The sequence below is a fragment of the Streptomyces pseudovenezuelae genome (assembly GCF_029892565.1).
In the GTDB taxonomy this organism is placed as follows: Bacteria; Actinomycetota; Actinomycetes; order Streptomycetales; family Streptomycetaceae; genus Streptomyces; species Streptomyces pseudovenezuelae_A.
This window is the reverse complement of record NZ_JARXVH010000020.1, coordinates 1-12,813: the sequence shown is the minus strand read 5'-3', so window position 1 is coordinate 12,813 and position 12,813 is coordinate 1. Positions and strand designations below refer to the sequence as shown.

The 12,813-nt window shown below is 70.9% G+C and carries 2 protein-coding genes; both read right to left on the bottom strand.

Annotated elements, in window-relative coordinates:
- Positions 1-76: 76 nt before the first annotated feature.
- The gene (locus M2283_RS41445) at positions 77-4,633 is read right to left on the bottom strand and encodes a non-ribosomal peptide synthetase (protein ID WP_280881739.1); all 4,557 of its coding nucleotides are present in this window, start codon (positions 4,631-4,633) and stop codon (positions 77-79) included.
- Complete coding sequence (locus tag M2283_RS41440) at positions 4,630-12,810, bottom strand: non-ribosomal peptide synthetase (RefSeq protein ID WP_280881889.1); 8,181 nt, start codon at positions 12,808-12,810, stop codon at positions 4,630-4,632. Before M2283_RS41440 ends, M2283_RS41445 begins: the two co-directional genes overlap by 4 nt.
- Between the last annotated feature and the right edge of the window lie 3 nt (positions 12,811-12,813).

The window sequence follows — 12,813 nt, the reverse complement described above, 5'->3', positions numbered from 1 at the left end:
ACCTGGGTGGTGCCGCCAACACGTGATCGTCGTTCCGCGTTCGTCGTTCTGCGTTCGTCGTGCGTGTGCCGTCCGGTCAGGCGTGGTCGTCGGCGAACTCGGATTCGAGGTCGTCGACTTCGTCCTGGGCCAGTGCGAAGAGGGGGAAATCGGAGGGGGTGTGGCCGCCGGCACCGGGGTCGGCGGCGGTATGAGTGGCGAGCCCGGCCAGCATCTCCAGCCAGATCAGCCCGAGTTGCTCCGCATCGGTGTCCTCGACGAGGGTGCCGGGCCAGGCCAGCGAGACCGTCAGCTCCGGCCCGGCCGCGGTGTCCTCGACCAAGGCCACGGCCTCCAGCCCGTGTCGTGCCGGCGTGTCCGGGTCGGCCGCGCCGCCCAGTCCCGACCCGCCGACGGGCTCCCAGGCGCCGGACGAGCCGTCCGCCCGACCTGCGGGGAACCGGCCCAGGTAGTTGAAGCCGATCTGCGGGGCGGGCAATGCCGCCAACACAGGGCCGGTCTCGGCATTGAGGTGACGCAGCAGCTCGTACCCGAGGCCCTCGCCCGGAATGGCCTGCGCCTGCTCCTTCACGGCCTTGAGCAGCGCACCAGCCGCCGGGCCGCCGGTGCGTACCCGTCCCAGTCCCACGGCTCCGAGCCGCAGCCGCAGCGGATGCGTGCTGGCGAACCAGCCCACTGTCCGCGACAGGTCCACTCCCTCGGCCACCGCCGCCTCACGCCCGTGGCCCTCCACGTCCACGAGCAGCCCGGTGGCGCACTCCGGCCGCCAGACGCCGATCGCCCCGGCCAGCGCCGCAAGGAGCACCTCGTGCACACCGCAGTGAAAGGCCGCGGGGGTACGTGTCACCAGTGTCTCGGCCTGGGATGTCGGAACCCGCCAGTTCCGGCGCACGGTGGACGCCTCGGTGTCCCGGGCGGGGTCGAGGGGCCGCTGGCCCAGCAACGGCTCGCGGCCGGTCAGGAGACGCGTCCACTCCTCAAACTCCGCCGTACGCCGTTCACTTACGGCTTCCTCGATGAGGAGGCCGGACCACCGCCGGAAGGACGTACCCGTCGCGTCCAGCACGGGGGTCCGTCCGGCGATCACCGCTTCGCAGGCCGCACGCAGGTCCGGGACAAGGATCCGCCAGGACACACCGTCCACGACCAGGTGATGCACCACCAACAACAACCGGCCCGGTGCATCAGGTCCCGCGTCGACCCAGACCGCCTGCAGCATCACACCGGCCGCCGGATCCAGCCGGCCAACCGCTGCCTGTGCCGCCACGATGACGGTGTGATCCAGCTCAGCGCTGTCTTGTCCGGCCGCGTCCACGTGCGACACCAACGCCGTCACATCGACCGACTCGGGCAACCCCACATCAAACCGGTCTTCGCCGACCACCAGACGGGCCCGCAGCATGTCGTGCGTGTCCAGCAGCGCCCGTACTCCGGCCGACAACACATCCAGTCCGAACCGCGCCGGAGCACCGACCACCATCCATTGGGCGAATTCCGGGCTCACCGCCGCGTCACCCACCGACCTCATCACCGGCGTGAACCCGACCTCGCCAGTTCCCACATCCTGCACGCCGACGCCGACGCCGACCGCCTCGACCGGCTCGACCACATGCGCCAACCGCGCCGGAGTCCGCTCCTCGAACACCTGCCGGGGAGAGAGCACCCACCCAGCGCGCCGCGCCCTCGACGCCAACTGCATCGACATGATCGAATCCCCGCCCATGACGAAGAAGTCGTCGTCGACGCCCACTTCGTCCACCGCGAGCACCTCGGCGAAGAGGCCGCACAACGCCTCCTCCACCGGGGTCGCCGGGGCCCGGCCCGCACCCCGTTCCGTGTCGGGGGCGGGCAGGGCAGACTGGTCGACCTTGCCGTTGGGGGTGAGGGGCAGCTCGTCGAGAAGCACGACGGTGGCCGGGACCATGTACTCGGGCAGCCGCTCGGCGGCGAACTCCCGGATCACCGACGGTTCACTGCGAGACATCACATAGGCGATGAGCCGGTCCTCACGGACCACGACGGTGGCTTGAGTGATATCGGGGTGGGCGGCGAGGACGGACTCCACCTCACCGAGCTCGATCCGGAACCCGCGGACCTTCACCTGCTCGTCGGCACGGCCGACGAAGTGCAGCAGCCCGTCGTCCGTCCACCGGGCCAGGTCACCGGTCCGGTACATGCGGGTGCCCGCGTCGAAGGGGCAGGCCACGAACCGCTCCGCCGTCAGATCCGCACGACCCAGGTAGCCCCGGGCCAGACCGGGACCGGCCAGATACACCTCACCCACCATGTCCGGGGCCACCGGGCGCAGGAAGCTGTCCAGCACGAAGACTCGTGTGTTCGTCAAGGGCCGGCCGATCGCCGGCGGTGCACTCTCCGGTGTGATGCCCTGCGCGATCTCCACCGCCGTGGCCATCACCGTCGCCTCGGTCGGACCGTAGGTGTTCCACACCCCCGCCCGAGCCCGCCACCGCGCCGCAAGATCTGCGCTGAGCCGCTCCGCACCCAGCACCCAATTCCGCACACCAGGCACCGACTCCGGATCCAACACACCCAACAGCGACGGCACCACACTCGCCACACTCACCCCGGAACTGCGGATCATCTCCGCCAACGCCAGCGGATCCGTACGCTCCTCACTCGTCGCGATCGCCAGCGTCCCGCCGGTAGACAGCGTCACCGCCACATCCAGCACCGACGCGTCGAAGCTGAACGACGCGAACTGCAACGTCACTTCACCCGGACCCGCACCCAGCACCGGACCCATCGCCGCCACCAGGTTCGCCAGACCGCGATGCGCAACCGTCACACCCTTCGGCCGACCCGTCGACCCCGACGTATAAATCACATACGCAAGACGATCAGCGTCCGACACCACACCCAGTGGCTCCACCGGCTCCGCGGCGATCAACTCATCCGCGTCGGACAACCAGATCTCGTCGATCACCAACACCGCACCACTGTCGGCGGTCATGAACGCCAGCCGGTCAGCCGGGTACTCCGGATCCAGCGGCACATACGCCGCCCCGGCCCGCCACACCCCCAGCATCGCCACGACCATGTCGACGCCGCGGGGCAGCCTCAGTCCAACCCGGGTCTCGGCAACCACACCGTGCTTCCGCAAGAACCGCGCGAGCCGATTCGACCGCTCGTCCAGTTCCGCGTACGACAACTCCACAGCACCGCACCGCACCGCCGGTGCCCCCGGTGTCCGCTCCGCGCATGCCGCGAACAGCTCCGGCACCGTCGCCGAGCCGACCGGACGTCCCGTGTCATTCCACCCCTCGACCACCAACGCCCGCTCATCGGCGTCCAGTACGTCGATCCCGCTGAGCCGTACCTGTGGGTCGGCCGCGATCTGCTCCAGCACCCGCACCAGCCGACGGCCGATGCCGGCGGCTTGCCGCTCGTCGAAGAGGTCGGGCCGGTAGGCCACCTCGATGCGCAGGCGGTCGTGCGGGGTGACGCCCACGGTCAGCGGGTAGTTGGTCGCCTGCTGGGTCGCGCCGCCGGATATGGAGTACGTCTCGGGGCGTTCCGGCTTCTCGGGAGCCCGGGGAAAGCTTTCGTACACCATCAGTGTGTCGAAGCCCGCGCCAGGCCCGGCCACCCGCTGCACCTCCGCCAGCCCGAGGTGTTGGTGGGCCAGCAGCGCGGTCTGGCGTTCCTGGAGTGCGCGGAGCATGTCCAGCACCGGCTGCTCGGGCTGGAGGCGGACCCGTACCGGGAGCGTGTTGATCAGGAGGCCGACCATGGTCTCCACACCCGGCAGTTCCGGTGGACGGCCTGCCACCGTCGCTCCGAACACCACGTCGTCGCGCCGGGTGAGGCGAGCGAGGACCAGCGCCCAGGCGCCCTGCACCACCGTGTTGACGGTCAGGCCGTGTTCCCGGGCCAGGTCGGTGAGGGTGCCGGTGGCCGCCTCTGACAGCTCCAGCGTGTACTCCCGCGGCAGCACTGCGGCGCGCCCTCGGGCCTCGGCGGCCACCAGTGTCGGCTCGTCCGTACCAGCCATTTCGCGTTGCCAGGCGGCGCGTGCCGCGTCCTTGTCCTGGCGGCTCAGCCAGGCCAGGTAGTCGCGGTACGCGGCGGCGGGCGGGAGCGTGCGGGCGTCGCCGCCGGCCGCGTAGATCTCGGCCAGCTCATCGAGCAGCACGGGCATCGACCAGCCGTCCAGGAGAATGTGATGTGTCGTCATGACGAGCTGGTGGCGTTCCTCGGTGAGCCGGATCAGCAGTAGCCGGAGCATGGGGGCGACGGACAAGTCCAGCCGGTGGGTCCGCTCGCGTGCGGCCAGCTCCGCCGCTTCGGCCATCCTCTCGGCGTCTGCCAGGCCCGACAGGTCGGTCTCCTGCCAGGGCAGTTCCACCTCGTGGGCGATGAGCTGGACCGGCGCACCGGACTTCCGCTGGTGGAAGCTGGCGCGCAGGGCCGCGTGCCGGTTCAGCAGTGCCTGCCAGGAGGCCCGGAAGCGCTCGGGGTCCAGCGGTCCGTCGACGGAGATGACGGTCTGCAGGGCGTAGACGTCGGGGCCCCCGGCGTCGAAGGAGGTGTGGAAGAGCAGCCCCTCCTGAAGCGGCGACAGCGGCCAGACCTCCGCGAGAGGTGCCGCTTTGACCGGACTCGGCTTCTTCACTGGGACTGCCCACCTTTTCGTTCCGCAGCTATCGCTTCGAACTCTTCGACTTCGTCCTGGGTCAGTGCGAGGAGGGGGAAGTCGGAGGGGGTGTGGCCACCGGCGCCGGGATCGGCGGCGGTGTGGGCGGCGAGCCCGGCCAACATCTCCAGCCAGATCAGGCCGAGTTGCTCCCCGTCGGCGTCCTCGACGAGGGTGCCGGGCCACGCCAGCGAGACCGTCAGCTCCGGCCCCGTCGGGGTGTCCTGCACCACCGCTCCGGCGTCCAGCAGGTGCAGGACGGGAGCCTCCGGATCTGCGGCACCGCCCGGCCCCGCCTCGGATGCCGGCTCCCAGGCTCCGCTGGCGTCATCGGCGGAGCCTGCGGTGAACCGGCCCAGGTAGTTGAAGCCGATCTGCGGGACGGGCAACGCCGCCAGTACGGGGCCGGTCTCGGCGTTGAGGTGACGCAGCAGTCCGTAGCCCAAGCCATCCGCAGGCACCATCTGCAACTGCTCCTTCACGGCCTTGAGCAGCGCACCTGCCGCGGGACCCCCGGCCCCCGCCTGATCCAGGTCCGTCCCACCCGCGGCCAGCCGCACCGGGTGCACGCTGGTGAACCAGCCCACCGTCCGCGACAGATCAACCCCGTCGGCCACCGATTCCCGCCCGTGGCCCTCCAGTTCCACGAGCACGTCGTCGCCGGGGCCGGGCCGCCAGGCGGCCACCGCTCCCGCCAGCGTCGCGAGCAGCACTTCGTGCACACCGCAGTGGAACAGCGCCGCAGTTCGTCCTACGAGCGTCTCGGCCACCTCCGTGGGCAGCCGCCACTCATGCCGCCGCAACACCGCCACCGTGTCCCGGGCCGGGTCCAGCTGCCGCCGACCCAGCAACGGCTCACGCCCGGCCAAGAGACGCTTCCACTCCCCCAGCTCCCCCGTGCGCCGTTCACTGACGGCTTCCTCGGCCAGCATCTGCGACCACCGCCGGAAGGACGTACCCGCCGCGTCCAGCGCAGGCCGACGCCCCGCTGCCACCGCCTCGCAGGCCGCACGCAGATCGGGAAGCAGGATCCGCCAGGACACACCGTCCACGATCAAGTGATGCGCCACGAGCAACAGCCGGCCCGGTACATCGGCTCCCGCATCGACCCAGACCGCCTGCAGCATCACACCGGCCGCCGGATCCAGCCGGCCAACCGCCGCCTGTGCAGCCACAGCTACGGCGTGATCCAGCTCAGCGCTGTCATATCCGGCCGCGTCCACGCGCGACACCAACGCCGTCACATCGACCGACCCGGGCTCGGCCACGATCAGCCGCTCACGATCGGGCACCAACCGGGCCCGCAGCATGTCGTGCGTGTCCAGCAGCACCCGCACCCCGGCCGACAGCACATCCAGCCCGAACCGCGCCGGAGCACCGACCACCATCCACTGCGCGAAACCCGAACGCGCCGCCGCGTCACCCACCGACTTCATCACCGGCGTGAACGCCACCTCGCCCACGCCGGACACTCCCCCGGCTGGCGCCCGTTCGGCCCGTTTCTGAACGACCAGCGTCAGCCTCTGCGGGGTCCGCTCCTCGAACACCTGGCGCGGTGTGATCACCCATCCCTCGCGCCGCGCCCGGGAGGCCAGTTGCATGGACATGATCGAGTCGCCGCCCAGAACGAAGAAGTCGTCGTCGACGCCCACCTCGTCCACCCCGAGCACCTCGGCGAAGAGGCCGCACAACGCCTCCTCCGCCGGGCTCACCGGGGCACGGCCCGCGCCCGCCGGGGCGCGCTCCGGCGCCGGCAGGGCGGCGCGGTCGACCTTGCCGTTCACCGTCAGGGGCAGTGTGTCCAGCACGACGAGCGCGGACGGGACCATGTACTCCGGAAGCCGGGCGGCGGCGAACTCCCGTACCGCGTCGCTGTCGAGCGTCTCGCCGGACGCCGGGACCAGGTAGCCGACGAGCCGTTTCTCGCCCGGCTGTTCCTCGCGCACGACGACGGTGACGTGGGCGACCCCGGAGTGCGCGCCGATCACCGACTCCACTTCCCCCGGCTCGATACGGAAGCCGCGGATCTTCACCTGTTCGTCCACCCGGCCCTGGAAGAGGAGTTGTCCCTCCGGGGTCCACTGGGCGCGGTCGCCCGAGCGGTACATGCGGGCGCCCTCGACGTAGGGGCAGGCCACGAACCGTTCCGCCGACAGGCCCGGTCGTCCGGCGTAGCCGCGGGCCAGGCCCGGGCCGGCGATGTACAGCTCGCCGCTGGCCCCGGCGGGCACGGGTTGCAGGAAGGCGTCGAGGACGAAGACCCGCACGTTCGTCATCGGCCGCCCGATGGGCACCGTGTCCTCGCCACCCACGGACAGCGGTGGGCTCATCGCGGCGCACACGGTCGCCTCCGTCGGCCCGTAGGCGTTCACGAGCCTCCGCCCCGACGACCACCGTTCCGCCACTCCGGGCGGGCACACCTCGCCGGCCACCGCGACCGTCTCCAGCGTGTCCGGCAGCGTGTCCGCGACGGCCAGCAGGCTGGGCGGCACGGTGACGTGGGTGGCCCGCGTCCTGCTCAGGGCCTCGGTCAGAGTCACGTTCGGCGGCAACTGTTCCGCGCCGGCCACGACCAGGGTGCCGCCGGACAGCAGGGCCATGCACAGCTCGGACACGGCCGCGTCGAAGCTCAGCGAGGCGAACTGCAGGACCCGGGCGCCGGGGTGGACGGCGAACCGTTCGATCTGCGCCTGCGCGAGGTTCGCGAGTCCCGCGTGCAGGACCTCCACGCCCTTGGGGCGGCCCGTCGAGCCCGAGGTGTAGATGACGTACGCCGCGTGGTCCGGCTCCAGTGCCCCGAGGCGTTCCGCGTCCTCGATCGCACCGGCCCGGCGTCCTGCGACGGCGTCGACGACGGCTTGGTCGTCCACGACGAGCGTGCGGTCCGCGAACTCCTCCGGCACGACGTGACGTGACCGCGCGGAGCACACCACCAGGGCGGGGTCGGAATCCCGCAGCATGTACTCCACCCGTTCCGGCGGGTAGCCCGGGTCCACGGGGACGAAGGCACCGCCGGCCATGGACACCGCGAGCAGCGTCATCACCGTCGTCAGCGAGCGCTCCGCGACCACCGCGACCCGGCACTCGGGTCCCACACCGCCCGTGGCGATCAGGTGCCGTGCCAGCCGGCCCGCCTCGGCTTCCACCTCGGTGTACGACAGCGTCCGTCCGTCCGGGGCGGACGTCAGCGCCGGAGCGTCGGGGGTCCGGCGCACCTGCTGTCGCAGCAGTTCCGGGAGGGGGGCGGCGACCACCGGCCAAGCGGTGTCATTCCACTCCTCCAGTCGTGCGCGTTCGTCCGCGGACAGGAGACTGACCCGGCCCACCGGGACCGAGGCGTCCGCCGCCAGTTGCTCCAGGACGCACAGCAGTCGCGCCTGCTGCCGCGCCGCCCAGTCATGGGTGAACAGGTCGGGGCGATAGACGATCTCGCCGGCCAGCCGGTCTCCCGGAGCCATGATGAGGGCGAGCGCATAGTGACTCGCGTCCTGTGACTTGCCGTCCGGCCGGATGGACAGGGCGCCGGCGGGGTCCCCGACGGAGTCCTCGGTAGTACGGGGGTAGTTCTCGTAGACCACCAGCGTGTCGAACTCCGCGCCGGAACCGACCGTCCGCTGGATCTCCGCCAGGCCCAGATGCTGATGGCCCATCGTCGCGACCTGACGCCGTTGCAGGTCGGTGAGCATGTCCACGGCCGACTGCGCCGGGTCCAGACGGACCCGCACCGGGAGGGTGTTGATGAACAGACCAACCGCGGTGTCGAGGCCCGGCACGTCCGCGGGCCGCCCGGCCACCGTACTGCCGAACACCACGTCGGTACGCCCGCTCATCCGCGCGAGCAACAGTGCCCACGCCCCCTGGACCACCGTGTTCATGGTCAGGCCATGGGTACGCGCCAGGTCGGCGAGTCCGTTCGTCAGCTCGCCGGAGCACTCGAACTCCAGCGGCACCGGCCGCGCCGGTGCCTGTGTGGACTCCGCCGCCACCCGCGAGGGCCCCTCGGCATCGGCCAGTTCGGCTCGCCACATGGCGCGCGCCGCTTCCTTGTCCTGACGGCCCAGCCAGGACAGATACTCCCTGTAGGACGTCGCGGGCGGCAGGGCACGCGCATCGCTGTCCGCCGCGTAGGCGGCCGACAACTCGTCGAACAGGACCGGCAGCGACCAGCCGTCCACGACAACGTGGTGGGTCGTCACCACCATGCGGTACCGGTCCGCGCCGAGTCGGATCAGCAGGACGCGCAGCAGCGGCGGCTCGGTCAGGTCGAACCGCTCCGCCATCTCCGCCGCGCACAGCCGCTCCACCTCGGCGTCCGCCCGCGCCACCGGCAGCCCGCTCACGTCGGCCTCCCGCCACGGCACCGTGACGTGCCCGGCGATCACCTGCACGGCCTCGTCCGCGACGCCCTGGTGGAATCCCGCCCGCAGAACGGGGTGTCGAGCCACGACGGCCTGCCACGCTCCGCGCAACCGCGCCGCGTCCAGGGGCCCGGTCAGCAGCAGCGCCCGCTGGCCCTCGTACACGTCGGGTCCCTGCTCGGCGAGGGTGGTGTGGAAGAGCAGCCCCTGCTGGAGCGGCGACAGCGGCCATACGTCAACCAGGTCCGGGACCGCCGCCTCGAGTTCCTGGACGATGTCCTGGGTGAGCGCGAGGAGGGGGAAGTCGGAGGGGGTGTGGCCACCGGCACCGGGGTCGGCGGCGGTGTGGGTGGCGAGCCCGGCCAGCATCTCGAGCCAGATCAGCCCGAGTTGCTCCGCATCGGCGTCCTCAATGAGGGTGCTGGGCCAGGCCAACGAGAGCGTCAACTCGGGCCCGGCCTGGGTGTCTTGTACCACCGCTCCGGCATCCAGGACATGTGCGGCGGGTGCGTGCGGGGCGGCCGCGCCTACTGGCCCCGACTCGGTTGCCGGCTCCCAGGCGCCGCTGGAGTCGCCAGCGGGGTCGGCGGAGAACCGGCCCAGGTAGTTGAAGCCGATCTGTGGGGCGGGCAACGCCGCCAGCACGGGGCCGGTCTCGGCGTTGAGGTGACGCAGCAGTCCGTAGCCCAGGCCATCCGCAGGCACGTTCTGCAACTGCTCCTTCACGGCCTTGAGCAGCGCACCGGCCGCAGGGCCCCCGGCCCTCGCCTGGTCCAGGTTCAGGTCCAGGTGCGTCCCGCCCGCGGCCAGCCGCACCGGGTGCACGCTGGTGAACCAGCCCACCGTCCGCGACAGATCCACTCCCTCGGCCACCGCCTCGCGTCCGTGGCCCTCCACGTCCACGAGGATTCCGGTGGCGTACTCCGGACGGCAGGCGGCCACCGCTCCCGCCAGCGTCGCGAGCAGTACTTCGTGCACGCCACAGTGGAACGCCGCCGCGGTAGGCCCCACGAGCGTCTCGGCCACCTCCGCGGGCAACCGCCACTCACGCCGCCGCAACACCGCCACCGTGTCCCGGGCCGGGTCCAGCTGCCGCCGGCCCAGCAACGGCTCGCGGCCGGTCACGAGACGCTTCCACTCCCCCAGCTCCGCCGTACGCCGTTCACTTACGGCTTCCTCGGCGAGGAGGCCGGACCATCGCCGGAAGGACGTACCCGTCGCGTCCAGCACGGGGGTCCGTCCGGCGATCACCGCTTCGCAGGCCGCGCCCAGGTCCGGGACAAGGATCCGCCAGGACACACCGTCCACGACCAAGTGATGCACCACCAACAACAACCGGCCCGGTGCATCAGGTCCCGCGTCGACCCAGACCGCCTGCAGCATCACACCGGCCGCCGGATCCAGCCGGCCAACCGCTGCCTGTGCCGCCACGATGACGGTGTGATCCAGCTCAGCGCTGTCTTGTCCGGCCGCGTCCACGTGCGACACCAACGCCGTCACATCGACCGACCCGGGCTCGGCCACGATCAGCCGCTCACGATCGGGCACCAGCCGGGCCCGCAACATGTCATGTGCGTCCAGCACCGCGGACAGCCCGGCCGACAGCACCTCCGAACTGAGCTGCGGTGGGGCTACTACGGCCATCCACTGGGCGAATTCCGGGCTCGCCGCCGTGTCACCCACCGACTTCATCACCGGCGTGAACCCGACCTCGCCGGTCCCCACATCCTGCACGCCGGCGCCGACGCCGACCGGCTCGACCACATGCGCCAACCGCGCCGGGGTCCGCTCCTCGAACACCTGCCGAGGAGAGAGCACCCACCCCGCACGCCGCGCCCTCGACGCCAGCTGCATCGACATGATCGAGTCGCCACCCGAGGTGAAGAAGTCGTCGTCGACACCGACTTCCTCAGCGCTCAGTACGTCGGCGAAGAGGCCGCACAGGACTTCCTCGACCGGGGTCGACGGTGCCCGGCCCGCACCTCGTTCCGTGTCGGGAGCGGGCAGGGCAGACTGGTCGACCTTGCCGTTGGGGGTGAGGGGCAGCTCGTCGAGAAGCACGACCGTGGAGGGGACCATGTACTCGGGCAGCCGCTGGGCGGCGAACTCCCGGATCACCGACGGTTCACTGCGAGACACCACGTATGCGATGAGCCGGTCCTCACGGACCAGGACGGTGGCCTGGGCCACGTCCGGGTGGGCGGCGAGGACGGATTCGACCTCACCGAGCTCGATCCGGAAACCGCGTACCTTCACCTGTTCGTCGGCACGGCCCGCGAAGTGCAACAATCCGCCGTCCGTCCACCGGGCCAGGTCACCGGTCCGGTACATGCGGGTGCCCGCGTCGAAGGGGCAGGCCACGAACCGCTCCGCGGTCAGGTCCGCGCGACCGAGGTAGCCGCGGGCCAGACCGGGACCCGCTAGGTAGACCTCTCCTACCGCGCCGACCGGCGCCGGACGTAGGAACTCATCCAGCACGAACACCCGGCTGTTGGGCAGCGGCCGGCCGATCGCCGGGGGTGCGTCCTCCGGTGTGATGCCCGGCGCGATCTCGACCGCTGTGGTCATCACCGTCGCCTCGGTCGGACCGTAGGTGTTCCACACCCCCGCCCGAGCCCGCCAGCGGGCCGCCAGGTCGGCGCTGAGGCGTTCCGCGCCCAGCACCCAATTCCGCACACCAGGCACCGACTCCGGATCCAACACACCCAACAGCGACGGCACCACACTCGCCACACTCACCCCAGTGCTGCGGATCATCTCCGCGAGCGCCAGCGGGTCCGTACGCTCCGCGCTGGTCGCGATCGCCAGCGTGCCGCCGTTGGCCAACGTGGCGGTCACGTCAAGCACGGATGCGTCGAAGCTGAACGACGCGAACTGCAGGGTCGTTTCGCCCGGCCCGGCGCCAAGGATCGGACCCATCGCAGCCACCAGGTTCGCCAGACCGCGATGCGCGACCGCCACGCCCTTCGGCCGACCCGTCGACCCCGACGTATAAATCACATACGCCAGACGATCCGGATCCAACACCACACCCAACGACTCCGCCGACTCGGCAGCGATGCCCTCGCGGGCATCGGACAACCAAGCCTCGTCGATCACCAACTCCGCACCACTGTCGGCGGTCATGAACGCCAGCCGATCCGCCGGATACTCCGGATCCAGCGGCACATACGCCGCCCCGGCCCGCCACACACCCAGCATCGCCACGACCGTGTCGACGCCGCGGGGCAACCTCAGTCCAACCCGCGACTCCACACCCACACCCGCGCGACGCAAATACCGCGCCAGTTGATTCGACCGCTCACGCAACGCCGTGTACGACACCGTCTCGGAACCGCACCGCAGCGCTACGGCACTCGGCGTCGAACCAGCCCAGTCGTCGAACAGTTCCAGCCACGAAGCCACTGACATTGGCCGGGCAGGACCGTTCCACTCCTCGATCACCCGCGTCCGCTCGTCGGCGTCGAGTACGTCGATCTGACTGAGCCGCATCTGCGGGTCGGCTGCGATCTGTTCCAGCACGCGCACCAGTCGTCGCACGACCTGCTCGGCCTGCCGCTTGTCGAACAGATCAGGCCGGTAGTCCAGCCGCAGTTTCAGTCCTGCCGGATCCACCCCGAGCGCCAGCACGAAGTTGGTCGACTCCCGCATCCCCGCACCCGTGACCACCACCGAGTCCAGCGACGACCCCACATCCGGATCACCCGGGAAATTCTCGAACGCCAGCAGAGTGTCAAAGCCCGCCCCGGGCCCCACCAACCGCTGGATCTCACTCAGCCCAAGATGCTGATGATCCAACAA